The sequence below is a fragment of the Flavobacterium cheonhonense genome, assembly GCF_035671315.1.
Classification (GTDB): domain Bacteria; phylum Bacteroidota; class Bacteroidia; order Flavobacteriales; family Flavobacteriaceae; genus Flavobacterium; species Flavobacterium cheonhonense.
This window is the reverse complement of record NZ_JAXAVY010000001.1, coordinates 871,153-892,344: the sequence shown is the minus strand read 5'-3', so window position 1 is coordinate 892,344 and position 21,192 is coordinate 871,153. Positions and strand designations below refer to the sequence as shown.

Genomic DNA, 21,192 nt, shown 5'->3' with positions numbered 1-21,192 from the left:
ATTAATAGTGGCACTTACCACATTCTAAACCTCCCATTTGTGCTGCAGTCAATTTGTCTACACCATATTTCTTGGAAAGTTCTTCGTGAATTTTTGTATAGTAGGCATTACCTTCCATTTTCACATCAGTTTCACGGTGACACTTGATACACCAACCCATGGTTAATGGCGCAAATTGTTTTTGGATTTCATATTCCTGAACCGGACCGTGACATTTTTGACATTCAATTCCGGCCACCGTTACGTGCTGAGAGTGGTTGAAGTAAGCAAAATCAGGCAAGTTGTGAATACGAACCCATTTAACCGGCTTGGTTTTACCAGTATATTTTTGAGTGGCTTTATCCCAACCCACTGCATCGTATAATTTTTGAATCTCACCATCATAGAATGCTTTGCTGTATTCCGGAGTTGCTGTAGTATCTGCTACTTCAGCGATGTTTTTGTGACAGTTCATACAAACATTCAACGAAGGAATCCCTGCGTTTTTACTAACTCTAGCTGCAGAGTGACAGTATTTACAATCAATACCATTGCTACCGGCGTGGATTCTGTGTGAATAGTGGATTGGTTGAATTGGAGCATAATCCTGATCAACACCCACTTGCATCATCCATCCGTAAACGAAGTAGCCACTTGACAACAATAAGAAGATAGAAGCCACCAATACCAAGAACTGGTTTTTAGCAAAAGCTTGCCATAATGAAACTCCTTGTTTAGCAGGCACTTCAATATTGTTAGACTTAGCAACTTTGGTAAGCACATTGTTTACAAAGAACAACATAACTACCAACATCAACATCACCAATGCCAAAGCACCTAATATAACGTCGTTTGAAATTCCGCCTTGATCAGCATCAGCTCCCTTACCAGGCAATGCAGCTACTGCAGCAGCAGGCTCCGCTTTTTTCTCGTCGGTATAAGCTATGATGTTGTCAATATCTGTTGTTGACAATTGTGGAAAAGCAGTCATCACTGACTTGTTAAACTCTTCAAAAATCTTGATAGCCTTAGCATCTCCGGATTTGATGAGAGCAGAACTGTTGTTTACCCATTTGTAAATCCACTCCTTGTCATACTTTGCAGAAACACCTCTTAAAGCAGGCCCTGTCATCTTTTTGTCAAGATTGTGACAAGCTGCACAGTTGGCGTTGAACAATGCTTTTCCGGCTACAGGATCTCCACCGGTCGCAGCTGCAGGAGCAGCAGAAGCAGCAGCTGGATCAGCAGCGGCCGCAGGAGGAGTTTCTTGTGAAAATGAGGTGAAGGAGAACGTTAGCATTAAAGCTAAACTAAAGACTATTTTCCTTGAAATCGAATTATGGTTACCCATTTTTTTCATATAATAAATGATTATCGACTAATGTTGGCATGATTCTTTCTGAAGGTTTTTCAGTGAAAAAATCGACGCTTTCTTTAAAACTTGCACAAAAATACGACTTATGAACTATTCTCAAAACCTTAAATATATCATAAATATCAATTTATATTAATTCTAAATAACAAATCGTCTTTTGTTTAATTTATTAAGTTTTACATTTGTATAAAAATCAAATCATTATGAAATTTTTAACCAAAACAAATGCCGCTTTTTGCTGCGCAATCGTTTTCTTTATTTGCCAAAAAACCTACTCTCAGGATGGAAAAGTAACCGTTGATCAGGATGTTAAATTTGAACAATTGCTAAATGAGAAAAGAAAAATTAACAGTTCAATTACTATTAATGACCGCTATAAAATTCAGATATTCAATGGTGATACTGAAAACTCCAAAAAAACATTAATCGACTTCAAAAAAGAATTTAAAAATTTAGACGCCACCATAGTATTCAGCACTCCTTTGTATAAAGTTTGGGTAGGCAATTTTAAAACCCGAATTGAAGCTGAAAAGAATTTACAATTACTAAAGAAAAGATACCCAACTGCCTTTTTAATCAAACCAAACAAATAAAAAAAGCCCCGAAATTCGGGGCTTTTTTTGAAGTATTATTTCAACTTTTTCTTCACTTCCACTTCTTGGAAAGCTTCAATGGTATCGTATTCACGAATATCGTTGTAATTCTTAATTTGCATACCGCAATCGTATCCTTTAGAAACCTCTTTTACATCATCTTTAAAACGTTTTAAGGTAGCCAATTCTCCAGTGTAAATGACCACACCTTCGCGGATCAAGCGGATTTTAGAGTTGCGGAAGATTTTACCATCTGTAACCATACATCCGGCAATAGTTCCAACTTTAGAAACTTTAAACAACTCACGGATTTCTGCAGTACCGGTAATTTCTTCTTTCATCTCCGGCGACAACATACCTTCCATCGCATCTTTTAAGTCGTCGATAGCGTCGTAAATGATAGAATAGTTTCTGATATCGATTTCTTCTTTATCTGCCAATTGCTTAGCATTTCCGGAAGGACGAACGTTAAATCCGATAATGATCGCATCGGAAGCCGAAGCCAACAATACATCAGACTCAGTAATCGCACCAACACCTTTATGGATGATTCGGATTTGAATTTCTTCAGTAGATAATTTCGAGAAGGAATCAGACAACGCTTCTACCGAACCGTCAACATCTCCTTTTAAGATGATATTCAATTCTTTGAACTGTCCTAAAGCGATACGACGACCAATCTCTGCCAAAGTAATGTGCTTTTGCGTACGAACCGATTGCTCACGCAATAATTGGGTACGTTTGGCTGCGATTTGTTTGGCTTCTCTTTCATCTTCAAACACGTTGAATTTGTCACCGGCTGTTGGCGCACCATCCAATCCTAAAACAGAAATTGGTGTTGATGGTCCGGCCACTAAAATATTGTGCCCTCTTTCATCGTGCATGGCTTTTACCTTACCATGATTTTTACCGGCCAGTACATAATCGCCTACCTTTAAGGTTCCGGCTTGCACTAATACAGTAGACACGTAACCGCGTCCTTTATCTAAGAAAGCTTCTACTACTGTACCTACAGCAGGTTTGTTTGGATTCGCTTTCAAATCCAACAATTCAGCTTCTAACAATACTTTTTCCAATAAATCTTTAACCCCCGTTCCGGCTTTAGCCGAGATGTCGTGTGATTGGTATTTTCCACCCCAGTCTTCAACCAACAAATTCATTCCTGCCAATTGCTCTTTAATCTTTTCAGGATTAGCAGCCGGTTTGTCCACTTTATTGATAGCGAAAATCATAGGAACGCCTGCCGCCTGAGCGTGACTGATGGCTTCTTTGGTTTGAGGCATGATATCGTCGTCCGCTGCAATTACAATGATGGCAATATCGGTAACTTGAGCACCACGAGCACGCATAGCGGTAAACGCTTCGTGACCCGGTGTATCTAAGAAAGTAATTTTTTGACCGTTCTCTAATACCACTCCGTAAGCACCGATGTGCTGTGTAATACCTCCGGACTCACCGGCAATTACGTTGGTTTTACGGATGTAATCCAATAACGAAGTTTTACCGTGATCTACGTGACCCATCACAGTTACGATAGGGGCGCGATGTACTAAATCTTCAGGTTTATCTTCGATTACCTCTAAATTTTCCTCGATATCAGTGGTGATAAACTCTACTTGATAACCAAACTCATCAGCCACAATAGAAAGGGTTTCAGCATCCAATCTTTGGTTCATGGTTACCATGATTCCCAAGGTCATACACGTTCCGATTACTTTAGTAATAGGCACATCCATCATGGTTGCAATTTCACCTACGGTAACAAACTCGGTTACTTTCAGGATTTTGCTTCCTTCTTCCATCGCTTGCATCTCATCTTCTGAACGTTGACGGTGCGTATCACGCTTGTCTCTACGGTATTTGGCCGCTTTGGATTTATTCCCTTTCCCTTGTAAACGCTCTAACGTTTCCTTGATTTGGTTTTTAACTTCTTCTTCTGTCGGCTCTACTTTTTGAACAATGGCCGGACGGTTTCCTTTTTGGAAGCCCGGTTTGTTGCCAAATTTAGCAGGTCCGCCTTGAGCGTTATTGCCTCCGGTAATGGCTGGTTTATCACCTGGTTTCGGGGCAATTCTTTTGCGTTTATTCTTGTTGGCATTCTGACTTGCATTGGCATTTTGTCCGTTAGCAGCAGCCGGTTTACCATTGTCTTTCTTGAATTCTTCTTTTTTCTTTTTCGGCTTGTTAAATTGAGACAAATCAATCACTTGACCGGTCAAAGTAGCACCGGACAATTTTTGGTATTGCGTCGTAATAGTCTCGTCTGCAGTAGTGTCCGCCGGTTTTGATTCGGCTTCTTTAACTACTTCTTTTTTAGGCTCGGCTACCGGCGCAGGAGCTTCACTTTTCGCCACAACAGGCTCTGATTTTTCTGCTGAAATTTTCGGGGCTTCTGAAGGAGCAACTGCAGCTTTAGGCTCTAAATCGATTTTTCCGACTTGCTTAGGACCGCTGATTACAGCTTTGGCCTTGATTAACTCCAAACGTTGGCGTTCCTCTTCTAGTTTGCGTTTGTCTTCAATTTCTTTTTCTCTTTCCAAACGAAGGGCTTCTTTTTCCTTTCTGATTTCTTCGCTTATTCCTTTTGAAGCTTCTTTGTTGCCTTTGTCGCCGGCAAATTGACCACAAAGAATATTGTATACATCATCGGAAATTTTTGTGTTAGGACTCGCTTCAATAGCAATTCCTTTATCCTTAAGATAATCCACAGCTCTTTCCAAAGAAATATTTAATTCCCTTAAAACTTTATTAATTCTAATATTTCCTTCAGACATAAAATCTAATTAATGTTAACTTATTGTTGTGTTGGCGAAAGCTTAGTCTTCAAACTCTTCTTTCAATATTTTGATTACCTCTAAGATAGTTTCTTCTTCCAAATCAGTTCTTCTTACCAAATCGGCTACATCTTGGTTCAGGATGCTGCGAGCGGTATCTAAACCGATTTTAGCAAACTCGTCGATTACCCAACCGTCGATTTCGTCTGAGAACTCTGTTAATTCAACGTCATCTTCTTCAATGGCGCTGCCTTCACGGATTACATCTAACTCATAACCGGTTAATAATCCGGCCAATTTGATGTTATGACCACCACGTCCGATGGCTTTGGAAACTTCTTCTAATTTTAAAAATACTTCGGCCCTTTTTTTCTCTTCGTCGATTTTAACAGAAGATACTTTAGCCGGACTTAAAGCTCTGGTGATGTACAACGGCAAGTTGCTGGTAAAGTTGATTACATCAATGTTTTCGTTGCCCAACTCACGAACAATACCGTGAATACGAGAACCTTTCATTCCCACACAAGCACCCACCGGATCAATTCTGTCGTCATAAGAATCTACAGCTACTTTCGCTTTTTCACCCGGAATTCTCACTACCTTTTTAATCATAATCAAACCGTCAAATACTTCCGGAATTTCTTGTTCAAATAGTTTTTCTAAGAATTTATCCGCTGTTCTCGACATGATGATTTGCGGCTTGTTTCCTTTCAACTCAACACTTTCAATGATTCCGCGCACGTTATCTCCTTTGCGGAAAAAGTCGGACGGAATTTGTTTTTCTTTCGGCAATACAATTTCGTTGCCTTCATCATCCACCAAAATTACAACTCTTGGACGAACATGGTGTACTTCGGCAGTATAAATTTCACCGATTAAATCTTTGAATTGCTTGTAAAGATTGGTGTTATCGTGTTCATGAATTTTAGAAATCAGGTTTTGACGCAATGCCAAAATAGCTCTTCTTCCTAAATCGATTAATTTTACTTCTTCTGATACATCTTCACCAACCTCAAAATCAGGCTCGATTTTTCTCGCTTCGGACAAAGCAATCTCTTGGTTTTCGTCTTCCACTTCTCCATCAGCTACTACCACGCGATTTCTCCAAATCTCCATATCTCCTTTGTCAGGATTGATAATGATATCAAAGTTATCATCAGAACCGTATTTCTTTTTTAATGCGTTTCTAAATACATCTTCCAAAATCGCCATAAGCGTTACTCGATCAATAAGTTTATCGTCTTTAAACTCTGAAAATGATTCGATTAATGCAATATTTTCCATGCCTGTTTTAATTAAAATATTATTGTAACAATTGCTTCTTTTATTTCTGAATAAGGAATTTCACGTTGGTGTGTTACCGTTTCTTTTCCTTTTCCTATTTTTTTTGGTTCTCTCGCTGTCCAAGTCAGCGTAATTTTATCATCATCAGCCGCTTCTAACTTGGCTTCGATGGTTTCCGATGTGGTGGTTTTAACCTTTAGGTTTCGACCAATATTTTTCTTGTACTGTCTTACCAGTTTTAGGGGCGACGAAACGCCTGCAGAAGCCACTTCCAATGAGAAATCTTGTTCTTCGCGATCCAAGTTGTTTTCTATAGCACGACTTACATCTATACAATCCTGCAAAGTTATGCCATTATCGCCATCCAAAGTTACGGTAATTTTATAACTCTCTGAAATACTTAAATCTACCAAAAACAAGGAGGAATTGTTTTCCAATTCTTCCGCTATTAAATTTGAAACTTTGTCTTTAAATGTCATTGTTGTATAAAAAGAGGGAAGCACTGCTTCCCTCATTATTTAATTTGTATGGTAAATAACGGTGCAAATATAGTTATTTTTTTATAAATTAAAAATTCCTTGCCAAATCAAAAAAATTGAATACCTTTATTGTGTTAAAATATCCTATCCAAAAATTACGTTTTTATATTATGAAAAAAATCTTAGTCCCAACAGACTTCTCTGAACATGCCAAATATGCCTTGAAAGTTGCGGCGCAAATTGCGAGAAAAAACAACGGCGAAATTTTTTTACTTCACATGTTAGAATTGCCTAGCGAAGCTGGAGATGCTATTGGTAGCGGTCATGAATTGCCTGAAATCATGCTATTCAAAAATGCTGCGATCAATCGTTTAGAAGACTTAATGGACGACCCGAGTTTAGAAGGTGTAAAAGTTTCTGAAATCATTCAGTTTGAATTGGCTTTCGACGGAATTATGAATATCAGCAAGAAAAATGAAGTTGACTTAATCGTTATGGGTTCACATGGCGCGAGCGGCTTCAAAGAAATGTTTATTGGTTCTAATGCCGAGAAAGTGGTGCGCAACTCTGAAATCCCTGTACTAATCATCAAAAAAGAAGCCGGAGATTTCGAAGTGAAAAAATTCGTTTTCGCCTCTGATTTTGCCGACGAAATCAAAAAGCCTTTTGCCAAAGTAGTAGAATTTGCTAATAAATTTGACGCCGAATTACATTTGGTTATGATCAATACACCAAGCAGCTTTAAACCAACTCACATTGCTAACGAAATCATGAGTTCTTTTATTGCAGGTTTCAACATCAACAAATTAGCTACCCACATTTACAACGATGTAAATGTAGAAAGCGGCGTCTTAAATTTCACCAACAGTATTGATGCTGATTTAATCGGCATGAGCACTCACGGAAGAAAAGGCTTAGCACACTTCTTTAACGGCAGTATCAGTGAAGACTTAGTAAACCATGCTGTTAAACCGGTTGTTACTTTTAAAATTTAATTTTGAAGATACAAAATCAAAAAGCCGCTTAACAGCGGCTTTTTTTACGAATGGAATAAAAACAAAAAATCCCGCTTGAGGCGGGATTTATCGTTGGTCTACTAGGACTCGAACCTAGAAAGACGGCACCAAAAACCGTAGTGTTACCATTACACCATAGACCAATTGGCTTATTGCGAGTGCAAATTTATAACAAATTTTATTTTACACAAACAATTATCTAAAAAAATTAGGTGTTTTTTGTTTTGCTTTCTTCGTCAAACCCATAATAAACTTGAAATTAATCCGTTAACTGTTTTATAAATTTTTATTAAAGCGGGTTAAATCACGTTAAAAAAAATAGTTTCTTTGTAAGCGTAAAAATAAACCTATCTCATATCCTATTTCTATGATGAATTTTAACTTCAACAAGTGGAATACCCTTTTAGGATGGACAGCCTTTGTCATCGCCTTAATCACTTATTCATTAACTGTTGAACCCACCATGAGTTTTTGGGATTGTGGCGAATACATTTCCACAGCAGCCAAATTGGAAGTAGGACATCCTCCCGGAGCACCTTTGTTCCAAATTATAGGTGCGTTTTTCTCAATGTTCGCCTTCAGCAAAGAAAACATTGCCTTGATGGTCAACATGACCTCGGTATTTTCGAGTGCCTTTACCATATTGTTTATGTTTTGGTCATCTTCTATATTATTGAGAAAGATAGTATCATCCTACACCGAATTCGACAAAAACAAAGCCATTGTAGTATTGGGAAGTTCTATGGTAGGTTCGCTTGCCTTTACTTTTTCTGATAGTTTTTGGGCCAGCGCCGTTGAAGCTGAAGTATATGCGATGGCTTCCTTGTTCATTGCCTTATTGTTTTGGTTGGCTTTGCGCTGGGAAGAAGACATGCATACGCCTCGAGGAAATCGTTGGTTGTTGCTGATTTCATTGCTAATCGGTCTTTCTTTTGGAGTGCACTTTATGGCATTATTAACCATCCCTTCAATCGGATTCTTATATTACTTTAAAAATTACAAAAAAATAACCCTGCTGAGTTTCGTCGTAGCCAATGTTATCATTGTAGCCGTCTTGTTATTCATTTTCAAACTTTTGCTTCCTTACACCTTGGCTTTCTTTGGTAAGATGGAAATTTTCATGGTTAACAGCATTGGTTTGCCTTTTAATTCCGGTACCATCATAGCCGCGCTGTTGGTGATTGCCTTTTTCTATTTCGGATTGAAGTACACCCGTGAAAAAGGACATCCTTTTTACAATACGGCATTGCTTTGTATACTGTTTGTATTAATCGGTTTCTCAACTTGGATGATGTTACCGATCCGTGCCAACGCTAATGTGGTCATCAACGAAAACAAACCTTCGGATGCTGCAGAGGTATTAGCCTACTACAACCGTGAGCAATACGGAGTGAATCCCTTGTTTTACGGTCCGCAATACACCGATACTTTTGCCGGATTGGATGAAGACCAACCCTATTTAGACAAAGCACCTAACTACGAAAGAGATTATAAAACCGGTAAATATGTAATCGTAAACAACTACAAAAACGCCGAACAAAACACCGACGACAACCACAAAGCAATCTTGCCTCGTATGTGGAGCACGGATCATATCGAAAACTATATCCAATTCACAGGGCCACCGAAATTCACTTTAAACCACAACTACCCTTACGAGGAAGATTTGGCGCAATACGGCGTAAATTTAGACAGCTTAAGCGATGAACAAATAATGCAAGCCGTAGGTCAGTTGAAAGATGAAATGCAAAAAAATATTAACGATTTTAAAACGGCTTATGCCCAAAAGCAAATCGACAATGAAGACTATGTAAATTTCCTGAAAAAATACAGCGACTATTTGGTTGTAGAAAAACCGTCAACAGCTGATAACTTATTGTTCATGGGCGAATACCAATTCGGCTATATGTACGGTCGCTATTTGTTATGGAATTTCGTAGGAAGACAAAACGACATCCAAGGGAAATACGACAACTTAGATGGTAATTGGATCAGCGGCATCAAGTTTGTCGATGAAGTTCATTTAGGCAAAGGCTCTCAGGAAAATCTTCCGGATGATGCCATCAACAACAAAGGTAGAAACGTATATTACTTCTTACCTTTCATCTTAGGATTAATTGGTTTAATGTACCATGCGCAAAGAGACCTTAAAAGTTTCTACGTGTTATTGGTTTTATTCCTTTTCACCAGCATAGCTCTAAAAGTTTTCCTTAACGAAAGACCTTTCGAACCGAGAGAACGCGATTACGCTTTGGTAGGTTCGTTCTATGTATTTGCGATTTGGCTGGGCTTTGGTGTATATGCAATTTATGAAATTATCACCGATTATATAAAATCGAAATTAGTCGGACCAATTGTCATCGCCGCTTCACTTTTAGCCGCTCCGGTGCTAATGGCAAGTCAAAATTGGGACGATCACGACCGCTCCAACCGATACACCGCCATCGCCATGGCCAAAAACTATCTCAACTCATGTGATCCGAATGCAATCTTGTTTACCATTGGAGATAACGACACCTTCCCGCTTTGGTATGCCCAAGAAATTGAAGGTATCCGAACCGACATCAAAATTGTAAACACCAGTTTATTCATGACGGATTGGTACATAGACCAAATGAAATTCAAAACTTACGAGGCAGAAGGTTTGCCCATTTCATTTGATCACAGCGAGTATGTTGGTGACAAGTTAGACTATGTTGCCCATATCCCGAAAACCGATGCGCGTTGGGATGTGAAGGACTTAATCAAGTTCATCAAAAATCCGCAATCGACTATTGATTTACAAAACGGACAAACCATTCATTTTTATCCGACCAATAAAATCAGAATTCCGGTAGACAAAAATACAATTATCAAAAACAAAGTGGTTAATCCGGCGTTGAACGATTCTATTGTTCCTTTCATTGATTTAGACATCAAAGGAAGTGCGCTATATAAAAACCGATTGATGATGTTGGACATTTTGGCCAATAACAATTGGAAAAGACCGGTGTATTTTACCGGCGGTAGTTTTGGTGACGACGACTATTTGTGGATGAAAGATTACCTGCAACTCGATGGCTTGGTTTACAAGTTAGTTCCGATTAAAACGCCTATCGACAAAGAAAACCCATACGACATGGGGCAAATTGACAGCGATAAAATGTACAATTTGGTAACCCAATGGCAATGGGGCAACGGCGAATTGACTTCGATTTACCACGATCCTGAAACCCGTAAGAACAGTATTTCGTACCGAACCAATATGGCGCGTTTAACCCAACAGCTAATCAATGAGGGAAAAACAGACAAAGCCAAAAAAATTATCGAATTGGCGATGACTAAAATGCCAATGGATTACTACGGCTATTACACCATGTTGGAACCCTTTGCCGCTGCTTATTACGAAGTAGGCGAAAAAGCCAAAGCAAGAGCATTGCTCGATAAATTAACAAACAAATACAAACAAAACTTAACGTATTACGCCGGTATCCAACCGTCTATTCAAAACGGAATTGCCACCGACATCGTTACCGATATTGAGCGCTACAGAAGCTTGCTATTGGTAATGAAAAACCGTAACGATTTGGAATACTACAACAAAAACAAACCGGTGTTCAACTCTTTTGTACAACGCTTTACCCGTTTCGGAAGAGATTTGGAATAATCTGCTTATTAATTTCTAAAAAAGTGCCGATAAGAATCAATCCTATCGGCACTTTTTTTACTTTTATGGTATGAGTTTATGGGTTAAGACAAATCGGTTTATCAAAACAATATTCCCGAAATATGTTTGGGACATTCCGAACAATGAAAAAAAAGTATACCTCACTTTTGACGACGGACCAATTCCGGAAATAACCGAATGGGTTTTAGACCAATTAACCCAATACGATGCTAAGGCTACTTTCTTTTGCATAGGCGATAACATTCGGAAACATCCTCACATTTTTAATAAGATAATCGAAAACAATCACAGCATCGGAAACCATACTTTCAACCATTTAAAAGGCTGGGAAACTACTTTGGAACGGTATCTCGAAAACACGGAAAAATGTGCCGAGATTATGGTGAATTTCAAACTCCAAACTACCAATCCTAAACTATTTCGCCCACCTTATGGGAAAATCAAGCCTTCGCAAGCCAAAGCCTTACGCAAAGCGGGTTATACAATTGTTATGTGGGATGTGATTAGCATGGACTTCGACGCCAATGTCAGTCAGGAGGAATGCTTACAAAACGTAATAAGCCATATCGAAAGCGGAAGTATTATCGTATTTCACGACAGCAATAAAGCTTGGCAAAACTTACAATATGTATTGCCTAAAACTTTAGAATTCCTAAAGAGAAATGAATTTGTTTGTGAAAAGATGGACTAAAGTTGCTCTTGTACTAAAGCGATAATGGTATTGGCATCTAATTCCCCCGATTGTCTCCAAACCATTTGACCGTCTTTGTAAATCATCAAGGTTGGCAATCCTTTAATGCGCAATGCCTCGGCCAACTCCTGATTTTTATCTACATCAATTTTGATCACTTTTGCCTTGTCACCAAGCGCTGCAGCTACATCTCTGATTACAGGATGCATGGACACTGAAGATTCGTTCCATTCTGTGTAAAAATCAATTAACACAGGCACTTGAGCGTTGATTAATTCTCCAAATTTTGACATAAAACCAAAATATTTTTGTTTCTTTTACCTTGGAAAAAGAACTATTAAACCACAAATGTAGCATTTTTAACTAATTATGCTACTTTTTCCCCTTTTTTTAGTTCAAAAACCGTGATTTCAGGCCAAATACCAACACGACCGGGATAAGCATGAAACCCAAAGCCACGATTTACATAAATATAACGCCCTACATTTTCATACAAACCTGCCCATTGCTTATAAACGTATTGCACCGGACTCCATTGAATGATACCGGGAATTTCAATCCCAAACTGCAAACCGTGTGTATGACCGGAAAGCGTTAAATGGTAATGCTTTTCATCGTGTTTCACTTCATACTCCCAGTGGCTCGGATCGTGACTCATCAAAATCTTAAAATCATCTTTGGTCAAGCCTTCAGATGCTTTTTTCAAATCGCCGGCTTGTTTGAAATTCTTACCCCAATTTTCAACACCAACCAACGCCAATTCGCCGTTTCCTTTTTTGATTTTAGTATGTTCATTCAACAACAGGTTAAACCCAATTTGACGGTGTAAATCTTTAATATCTTCAAAATTTTGACGTTTCGCGGCATCACTCGGCCATTCAATGTACTCACCGTAATCGTGATTCCCTAAAACCGAAAACTTCCCAAATGCATGAGGCTGAATGCGATTAAAAATGTCAATCCAAGGATGCATTTCTGTAGCATGCGTATTGACTATATCTCCGGTAAACAAAATCATATCGGCATTTTGATCGTTGATCATGTCGATGGCATAATTGATTTTTTCAGGATCATCAAAACTACCGCTATGGACGTCAGAAATTTGCGTAATGGTAAAACCGTCAAAATCTTCAGGTAAGTCGGGAAAGAAAAGGGTTTGCTTAATAACTCTGAAATTGTATTTCCCTTTGGTCATTCCGTACAAAAGCGAGGAAAAAGGGATGGCTGCCATCGCCAAAGCCACCTGGCTCACAAAACGCCTTCTTTCCGGCAAAAAACTACCGCGGTCGTTGTCTCCCAAAAAATGGGTGATCGTCCCCGAAAAAACACGGAAAACATCCTCTAACAACATGATGCTCGTTAAGATTAACTTTGGAATAAAAACCAACAACAACAACCCAAAAGTAATCAGGGTTTTGCTGTTTTGCCCAACTCTGCGGTCAAATTGTGTGAATTGATACACTATATACAAAACGGCCAATAATGAGATGACTTGGTATGACACCAAAATCCACTTGGTTTTGGTTATGGTTTTAAGCGCCTGAAAAGCATAAACCTCAACTATGGCTACAAAAAGAAAAAAGAAAATCCAACGCAACATCTTTCGCAAATTTTAGGCAAATTAACAAAGAAAGAAAGCATTGTTATCCCCGATTTAACTATTTTTAACTAAAATATTTCTGCCTGTGAAAAGGCAAAGTTTAGTTACCTTTACGCTTTATAATTTTTTACAGCAATGTCACAACAAAAACGCCTGTTCCTACTAGACGCCTACGCCTTAATTTTTCGCGGCTATTACGCTTTTATCAAAAACCCGAGAATCAATTCTAAAGGCATGGACACCTCTGCCATTATGGGTTTTATGAATTCTTTGATGGATGTTATTAAGCGCGAAAAACCCGACCATTTGGCGGTGGCTTTTGACAAAGGCGGCAGCGATTACCGTTACGAGATGTACCAAGAGTACAAAGCGCATCGCGATGAAACTCCGGAAGCCATTAAAATTGCCGTACCATACATTCAGGAATTATTACGAGCTATGCATATTCCGATCATGGAAAAAGCAGGCTACGAAGCCGACGATTTAATCGGAACGCTAGCCAAACAGGCTGAAAAAGAAGGTTATAAAGTATTCATGGTTACTCCCGATAAGGATTTTGCCCAATTGGTTTCCGAAAATATTTTTATGTACAAACCGGCTCGTATGGGTAACGACATTGAAATTTGGGGCGTACCGGAAGTTTTAGAAAAATTTGAAATTGAAAGACCGGAACAAGTCATTGACTTTTTAGGCATGATGGGCGATTCTGCCGATAATATTCCCGGATTTCCGGGAGTTGGCGAAGTGACCGCCAAAAAATTGCTGAAGGAATTCGGCTCGATGGAAAATCTATTGGAAAACACCGATAAGCTCAAAGGCGCGCTCAAAGATAAAATCGAAAAAAACAAAGAGCTTGGTATATTGTCAAAAAAGCTAGCCCGCATTTTATTGGATTGTCCGGTAACTTTTGACGCTACCGATTTCGAATTGTCCAAACCCGATGTGGAGAAAACCGATGCGTTGTTCCAAGAACTCGAGTTCCGACAAATGAAAGCGCAGTTCGACAAACTCTTCGGTACCGGAAAAGAATACGACGAGATTGAAGCCAATGGCGATGACAACGGTGAGGCTCCAAAAATGGCCAAAAAACCCGTGGCCAAAAAATCCAACGAAGAGCAATTTGACTTATTTGGTTTTTCGGATGAAGAAACCGGCGAACCAACGCAACATGCGTATTACGCAACGCTTGAAAACACCCAACACAACTATATGATTATTCAAGGTGATTTGGGTGTGAAATTGTTTTTGCAGAATTTAATGAACCAATCATCCGTATGTTTTGACACCGAGACTACCGGAATTGATGCTTTAAATGCCGAACTGGTAGGCATGTCATTCTCTTGGGCCAAAGGCGAAGCATTTTACGTTCCTTTCCCGGAAAATCAAGAAGAAGCCAAACTGCTGGCCGATAAATTCAAGCCGTTTTTCGAAAATGAAACTATCGAAAAAATTGGGCAAAACATGAAATACGACCTTAAAGTCTTAGCCAAATACGACATTCAAATCAAAGGACCGCTTTTCGATACGATGATTGCACATTACCTCATCAATCCGGATATGCGTCACAATATGGATGTGTTGAGCGAAACCTATTTGAAATATTCCCCTAAATCCATAGAGACACTCATTGGTAAAAAAGGTAAAAACCAATTATCGATGCGTGATGTTCCGTTAGAAGACATCAAAGAATACGCGGCTGAAGACGCCGATGTAACGCTGCAACTCAAAGAACATTTCCAACCGATATTGGAGAAAGTCGGTACCAAGAAACTATTCGATGAAATAGAAATTCCGCTCGTTCCGGTGCTCGCAGCTATGGAAGCCGAAGGCATTCGCTTAGACGTAAACTTCCTCAAAACTATGGCGAGTGATATGCAAAAGGAAATCGTCGATTTTGAGCAAAAAATTTATGAAACGGCCGGTGAAAAATTCAATTTGGCTTCCCCTAAACAATTGGGCGATATACTATTTGACAAACTCAAAATCGGCGGCGCCAAACAAAAGAAAACCAAAACCGGGCAATACGCTACCGGCGAAGAAGTATTAAGTTATTTGGCCAATGAACATCAAATCGTTAGGGATATTTTGGAATGGCGACAAATGGTCAAACTCCAAAGTACGTATATTGAGGCCTTGCCGAATCAAGTCGACCCGAAAACCCAGCGCGTCCACACCGATTATATGCAAACCGTAGCGGCAACAGGTCGATTGAGTTCCAACAACCCGAACTTGCAAAACATTCCGATTCGCACTGAAAGAGGCAAATTAATTCGAAAAGCCTTTATCTCCAGAGACGAAAACTACAGTTTGCTTTCGGCGGATTACTCTCAGATAGAATTGCGCATTATTGCCGCATTATCCGGAGAAGAAAACATGATCAAAGCCTTTCAAAACAACGAAGACATTCACCGAAGCACCGCCGCCAAAGTATTCAACGTAGCTTTAGAAAACGTAACTAAAGAGCAACGAAGCAATGCCAAAACGGTAAACTTCGGAATTATTTACGGGGTTTCTGCTTTTGGATTGAGTAACCAAACATCGCTTTCCCGCAGCGAAAGCGCCGCCTTAATTGAAGCCTATTACAAAACCTATCCTAAACTGAAATCTTATATGTCAGACCAAGTCGATTTTGCCCGTCAACATGGTTATGTGCAAACGGTTTTAGGTCGCCGTCGTTATTTAAAAGACATCAATTCGGCCAACGCTGTAGTACGCGGAGCTGCCGAACGCAATGCAGTTAACGCGCCTATCCAAGGAAGCGCCGCCGACATCATCAAATTGGCCATGATTAACATCCACCGAAAACTGACCTCTGAAAACTGGAAATCTAAAATGCTGTTGCAGGTTCATGACGAATTGGTGTTTGACGTTCACCACTCGGAATTGGAAAAAATTAAGCCTATGATTAAACATGAAATGGAAAATGCCTTTACGATGTCGGTTCCATTAGAAGTGGAAATGGGCGTAGGCCAAAATTGGCTGGAAGCGCATTAATCATCAACATAAACCAATGTAAACATGAAAAAATTGCTCTTATTATTTTTATTCGGATTATCATCGGTATTTGCCCAAACCGATAAATTTCAGAAAATTGACAGCTTACTAAACTTTTTATATACCAATAACAAGTTTATGGGTTCGCTTTCTATATTGGAAAAAGATAAAATTGTCTTCTCCAAAGCTTATGGCTTGGCGGAACTATCGAGTGGGAAAAAATTAAATCCGGCAACCAAACTCAAAATCGGCTCGATTACCAAAACCTTTACGGCAACGATGATTATGCAATTGGTAGATGAGAAAAAGCTATCACTCGACACCAAATTATCGCAGTTTTATCCGAAAGTGGCTAACGCCGATAAAATCACGATAGCCATGCTATTGCATCACAGAACAGGCATTCCCGATTTCCTGAACGATGATCCAACGGTAGCGCAATACATTTACATCGAAAACAAAAAAGCCGATTTGCTCAAACGCATCGAAGGCTATACCTCGGCATTTGAACCCGATTCGCAATTCAAATACAGCAATTCGAACTACAATTTGTTAGGCTATATTTTAGAAGACATTACTAAAAAATCCTATGCCGAGAATTTACATACTCGCATTGTAAAGAAATTAGGCTTAAAAAACACTTTACTTCCGCTAAAGATTGAGCCAACGCAAAACGAAGGCTATTCATTCACCTTTAACGGAAATACTTGGGAACAAACACCGGAATGGCATAACAGCTTAGCCTTTGCAGCCGGCGCCATTGCGTCAACTTCGGACGATTTGAATTTGTTTTTAAGCGGACTTTTTAATGGCAAACTCGTTTCTCCCGCTGCTTTGGAACAAATGAAAACCATGAGAGATAATTATGGTAAAGGCTTGATCATTGCCCCTTTTGACAAGCGAAAATTCTACGGTCATACCGGAGGTATTGAAAACTTCAGAGCTGCAGCAGGATATAATATGGAAGAAAAAACCGGTTTTGCGATAGTGGTTAACGGAGACAATTTCAATCGCAATGAGATTATGATTGGAGTGTTGAGTTTGTTTTACGGAAACGATTACCAATTCCCTGATGTAAAAGGATTTACCGTTTCAGAAACCCTGCGTACTAAATATGTAGGCACTTACAGTTCTAAAAGTTTGCCCATAAAAATCACCATAGCCGAAAACAATGGCGCCTTGACCGCTCAAGCCACCGGACAAAGTTCTTTTCCGCTTACGGCCAAAAGTGAAACCGAGTTTGTTTTTGACACCGCCGGAATTCAAATGATTTTCGGTGATCAAAAAATGGTGCTCAAACAAGGCGGAATGGAGTTTGAGTTTACTAAAGAATAATAAAAAAAGCCGAAGTCAAAAACTTCGGCTTTTTTACTAAAATTATAAACCAACTTATTTTACAATAACTTTTTTCCAAGCCTTATCCGTAGTATCGTTGACCAATTCTAACAAATAAACACCTGTCGACAATCCTTTTACAGTAACCGCAGCGCTATCGGCGTCATCTACTGTAATGGTCTTGACAAACGCCCCTGTTTGAGTATAAATATTAACCTGCGTCAACGTAGTTTTGGATTGAACGGTAAAATCTCCGGTAGTCGGATTGGGATAAATTTGAGCGGCGTTCAGCGAAAAATCTGCAACACCTAAATTAGTAAAAGGCACTGCGGTGTTCACAATTCTATTGGTTGCTCCATGATAGGCCAAACTAAACGAAGCCGAATTTCCTTGCGCCAAAGCAATACCTATAGTCGTATCGTTATAATCGAATTTATAATCGGTAGCGTCCGGAGAATCAAATAGTCGCGTAGCCACTATGGTTCTGACGCCGGAAGTAACCGTATTCGAGCTAACGGTCCAATTGTTTTGAGCATCGGCACTTGGCGCTATACCAATTCCGTTATGTTTTGCATCTACTAAAATAGTACCGTTGTAGTATACAACATCACTATCAGCTTCCATTCCGCCAGAGAAAGAACCGAATTGAGCGGCCAACCAACGATCAGACGGACCGATTAAGGTTAACGTAGCTGTTTGAGTAGTATTATTGAGCAAAATAGTAACATTACTATTGGAAACCGAAACGGTATTGGACACTTTGGATTGTGAAAATCCTAAAAATGGTAATAAGAGTAAGAGTGTAATTTTTTTCATATTGGTTATTTTAACAGGTTGATTATTGCTTCATCGGCGGAAAAAACAGCATATTCAAAGGCCGTCTTCCCTTTGTTGTCCTTCAAATCCTTATTGGCATGGTGCACCAACAACAATTGTATGATTTCTTTATTTTTAAATTGAACCGCATACATGAGTGCTGTTGTGCCTTGGTTGTCGGTTATGTTTAAATCGGCTTTGTTAGTTATTAAAAGTTGTGCAATTTCATTATTGCCTTTCACTATGCAAGCCATCAAGGCCGACCCCATATCGCTTTTAGCATTGATATCTACACCTTGAGCAATTATAAATTTGGCTATTTCATTATTCCCCCGGTAACAAGCTAAGATTAACGGAGAAAATCCATTTTCGTTAATTACGTTAAAAGCTTTGGGATTCGTTTTCACAATAGCTTCGGCTTGGCTGACAGTGCCTTTGCGAGCGACTTCAAATACATCCGTAACTTGTTGCCCGGCGGACAAAATTGGCATACTAATGACCAAAATCAAAAAAAATAATTTTATAAATCTCATAAAAACACCCCATTAACCATTTAAAGATACTAAAATCAAGAATAGGTTGCGCCGGGATACTGTAATATTTTCCTGCTCAATCAACAACGTATTTCCAACTTTCTCATTAATAAACCAAGCATTCCAACATTTTAGCTAATTTTGTGGTGCTGGAAAAAGAAAATTGTGATGTTACAAAATCAAGTTGAAACCATACTGCCAACCGATTGGGGAAATTTTAAAATCATCGCCTACTCTGAGGACGAAAACGATTGGATGCCGCACATCGTTTTGATACATGAAAAAACCAATTTCGACGCCACTATCCCAATTCGTTTCCACTCAGAATGCTTAACGGGCGATATTTTTCACTCTAAAAAGTGCGAGTGTGGGAAACAACTTCACAGTGCTATGGCGTATTTTGAAGAAAACGGTGGCATCTTGATTTATTTGCGACAAGAAGGTAGAAATATCGGCATCATCAATAAACTAAAGGCTTACAAGCTACAAGAAGAAGGTAAAGATACCGTAGAAGCCAATTTAGAGTTAGGCTTACCCGCTGATTCCCGATCGTTTGAAGACGCCTTAGCCATTTTATCTGACTTGAAAGTGAAGTCGGTTTATTTACTAACCAACAATCCTGAGAAAATAGCTGTTTTTGACAACTCGCCTATTGTTTTAAAAGGCCGAATTCCCATTGAAATTAAAGCATCTGAGGAAAGCAAAAAATACCTCGAAACCAAAAAGTCGTTTTTCAAACACTTCTTGGATTTATAGGAACTCTGCAATGTTCTTAAACCAACCGTAATTAGATTATTTTCGGGTTGAATCTCTTTGGCGCAACTCGGTTTTGATGGTGGTAGTAGTAAAAGTATAGGTGTCAGCTTCGCTTTCCAACTTGTCTATCAAGAGCTGGGCTGCTACTTCCCCAATCTCCGGCCCGTGCTGACTCACCGTAGACAAACTTGGCGTCATACGACGCGACCAAACGCCATCGGCAAAACCAATCAGCGACAACTCTTGCGGAATTTTGTAGCCATTTTGGATACCCAATTTCATAGCCGTCACCGAAGCGTGTTCGTCTAAAGCAAAAACGCCGTCGGGTTTATTTTTAATAAAAAAGCCGCCTATTTTATCGTTGAATTCTTCATTGTTATTGGTTAAGATAACCAAATTAGCATCGGCTTTCATTCCGTGATTTTCCAACGCTTTATAAAAACCTTTGGCTCTGAGTTTCCCAACACTCAAATTATCTATGGCCGAAAGCAAGGCAATTTTTTTACAGCCGGTTTTAATCAAATGTTCGGTAGCATTCACCGCTGATTCAAAATCGTCCACAATTACTTTATCGCAATTGACTTCATCGGCTATACGATCAAACATTACTATAGGCGTTCCTTCATTAATGATAGAAGTAAAATGACTGTATTGTTGCAACTTTTGAGATTCTTCGGCTATAGAAAGAATAAAACCATCAATAGTACCGTTGCTCAACATTTCGAGCGCATTGATTTCTTTCTCCAAAGATTCATTGGAAATACAAGTAATGACTTTATACCCTTTTTCGTCGGCCACTTTTTCAATGCCACTGAACACCTTGGCAAAAAACGAGTTTAAGATATTAGGAATAATAACGCCAATGGTTTTGGTGCGACGGTTTTTTAGATTCAAACCAATCACATTCGGCTTGTAGTTTTTTAACTTCGCATATTCCTGAACACGTTGTTTGGTAGGCTCGCTGATTTCCGGACTTCCGTTGAGTGCTTTGGAAACGGTGGAAACAGAAACACCTAACTCTTTGGCAATTTGTTTTAAGGTGGCTTTCGACTTCATTTTTTCTGGGTTAAAGTGTAAAAATAGTAAAATTTCTGCTGCAACCTCCAACTCGGTAATGAAAGTTCAACAATAAAAAGGTAAAATCGGCACTATTACTAGACCGATTCCAAATAAAGAAACAGCTCTTAAGTCCGTTCACTGCTAGGATTTTAGGTAAAAAGCAGTAGATTAGCAAAATATTTAAAAAAGGGTATTTGCTTTTATCATATTTAATTGTACTTTTGCAACCCCTTTATTGGGG

The 21,192-nt window shown here is 39.1% G+C and carries 16 protein-coding genes and 1 tRNA gene; 7 read left to right on the top strand and 10 right to left on the bottom strand.

Annotated features, from left to right (window positions below; genetic code table 11):
• Position 1 precedes the first annotated feature (1 nt).
• Positions 2-1,339 (bottom strand): c-type cytochrome, encoded by a 1,338-nt coding sequence (locus SK086_RS03930; protein WP_324689926.1) that lies wholly within the window; start codon positions 1,337-1,339, stop codon positions 2-4.
• 218 nt (positions 1,340-1,557) lie between these two features.
• On the opposite strand from SK086_RS03930, the gene SK086_RS03925 reads away from it, so the two are divergent.
• Positions 1,558-1,947 (top strand): SPOR domain-containing protein, encoded by a 390-nt coding sequence (locus SK086_RS03925; protein WP_324689925.1) that lies wholly within the window; start codon positions 1,558-1,560, stop codon positions 1,945-1,947.
• A gap of 35 nt (positions 1,948-1,982) precedes the next feature.
• On the opposite strand, the gene infB is transcribed toward SK086_RS03925, so the two are convergent.
• The 3 genes from infB to rimP are packed head-to-tail and all read right to left on the bottom strand — an operon-like array spanning position 1,983 to position 6,484.
• Complete coding sequence (gene infB, locus SK086_RS03920) at positions 1,983-4,721, bottom strand: translation initiation factor IF-2 (RefSeq protein WP_324689924.1); 2,739 nt, start codon at positions 4,719-4,721, stop codon at positions 1,983-1,985.
• Between the two features lie 42 nt (positions 4,722-4,763).
• Positions 4,764-6,005 carry a transcription termination factor NusA gene (nusA, locus tag SK086_RS03915; RefSeq protein ID WP_290875440.1) on the bottom strand — a complete coding sequence of 414 codons (1,242 nt, stop codon included), beginning with the start codon at positions 6,003-6,005 and terminating at the stop codon, positions 4,764-4,766.
• A gap of 11 nt (positions 6,006-6,016) precedes the next feature.
• Positions 6,017-6,484 carry a ribosome assembly cofactor RimP gene (rimP, locus tag SK086_RS03910; protein ID WP_324689921.1) on the bottom strand — a complete coding sequence of 156 codons (468 nt, stop codon included), beginning with the start codon at positions 6,482-6,484 and terminating at the stop codon, positions 6,017-6,019.
• A 170-nt stretch (positions 6,485-6,654) separates the two neighbouring features.
• Between rimP and SK086_RS03905 the strand changes: the two genes are divergently transcribed.
• Positions 6,655-7,479 carry a universal stress protein gene (locus tag SK086_RS03905; RefSeq protein WP_324689919.1) on the top strand — a complete coding sequence of 275 codons (825 nt, stop codon included), beginning with the start codon at positions 6,655-6,657 and terminating at the stop codon, positions 7,477-7,479.
• 93 nt (positions 7,480-7,572) lie between these two features.
• Here the strand turns inward: SK086_RS03905 and SK086_RS03900 are convergent.
• Positions 7,573-7,643, bottom strand: a tRNA-Gln gene (locus SK086_RS03900).
• Positions 7,644-7,867: 224 nt separating this feature from the next.
• On the opposite strand from SK086_RS03900, the gene SK086_RS03895 reads away from it, so the two are divergent.
• Together SK086_RS03895 and SK086_RS03890 are read left to right on the top strand one after the other, a co-directional pair.
• Positions 7,868-11,146, top strand: a complete 3,279-nt coding sequence (locus SK086_RS03895; protein ID WP_324689917.1) for a glycosyltransferase family 117 protein — start codon at positions 7,868-7,870, stop codon at positions 11,144-11,146.
• A gap of 70 nt (positions 11,147-11,216) precedes the next feature.
• Complete coding sequence (locus SK086_RS03890; protein ID WP_324689915.1) at positions 11,217-11,858, top strand: polysaccharide deacetylase family protein; 642 nt, start codon at positions 11,217-11,219, stop codon at positions 11,856-11,858.
• On the opposite strand, the gene SK086_RS03885 is transcribed toward SK086_RS03890, so the two are convergent.
• Both SK086_RS03885 and SK086_RS03880 read right to left on the bottom strand, forming a co-directional pair.
• Positions 11,855-12,151: a thioredoxin family protein gene (locus SK086_RS03885; RefSeq protein ID WP_290875450.1), complete on the bottom strand. Its 297-nt coding sequence runs from the start codon at positions 12,149-12,151 to the stop codon at positions 11,855-11,857. The two genes, SK086_RS03890 and SK086_RS03885, sit on opposite strands and share 4 nt — an antisense overlap.
• A 74-nt stretch (positions 12,152-12,225) precedes the next feature.
• Positions 12,226-13,458, bottom strand: a complete 1,233-nt coding sequence (locus SK086_RS03880; protein ID WP_324689913.1) for a metallophosphoesterase — start codon at positions 13,456-13,458, stop codon at positions 12,226-12,228.
• A gap of 135 nt (positions 13,459-13,593) precedes the next feature.
• On the opposite strand from SK086_RS03880, the gene polA reads away from it, so the two are divergent.
• On the top strand, positions 13,594-16,452 hold the full coding sequence (gene polA, locus SK086_RS03875; RefSeq protein ID WP_324689911.1) for a DNA polymerase I: 2,859 nt from the start codon (positions 13,594-13,596) through the stop codon (positions 16,450-16,452).
• 24 nt (positions 16,453-16,476) lie between these two features.
• Positions 16,477-17,787: a serine hydrolase domain-containing protein gene (locus tag SK086_RS03870; protein WP_324689909.1), complete on the top strand. Its 1,311-nt coding sequence runs from the start codon at positions 16,477-16,479 to the stop codon at positions 17,785-17,787.
• A 54-nt stretch (positions 17,788-17,841) separates the two neighbouring features.
• Here the strand turns inward: SK086_RS03870 and SK086_RS03865 are convergent, their stop codons facing one another.
• Entirely contained in the window at positions 17,842-18,603 is a 762-nt protein-coding gene (locus SK086_RS03865; RefSeq protein ID WP_324689907.1) for a T9SS type A sorting domain-containing protein, read from the bottom strand.
• 5 nt (positions 18,604-18,608) lie between these two features.
• Positions 18,609-19,112, bottom strand: a complete 504-nt coding sequence (locus SK086_RS03860) for an ankyrin repeat domain-containing protein (protein WP_324689905.1) — start codon at positions 19,110-19,112, stop codon at positions 18,609-18,611.
• A gap of 192 nt (positions 19,113-19,304) precedes the next feature.
• Here SK086_RS03860 and ribA point away from each other — a divergent pair, with 192 nt between their 5' ends.
• Complete coding sequence (gene ribA, locus SK086_RS03855; protein WP_324689903.1) at positions 19,305-19,892, top strand: GTP cyclohydrolase II; 588 nt, start codon at positions 19,305-19,307, stop codon at positions 19,890-19,892.
• Between the two features lie 36 nt (positions 19,893-19,928).
• Here the strand turns inward: ribA and SK086_RS03850 are convergent, their stop codons facing one another.
• Entirely contained in the window at positions 19,929-20,948 is a 1,020-nt protein-coding gene (locus SK086_RS03850; protein WP_324689901.1) for a LacI family DNA-binding transcriptional regulator, read from the bottom strand.
• Positions 20,949-21,192 lie beyond the last annotated feature (244 nt).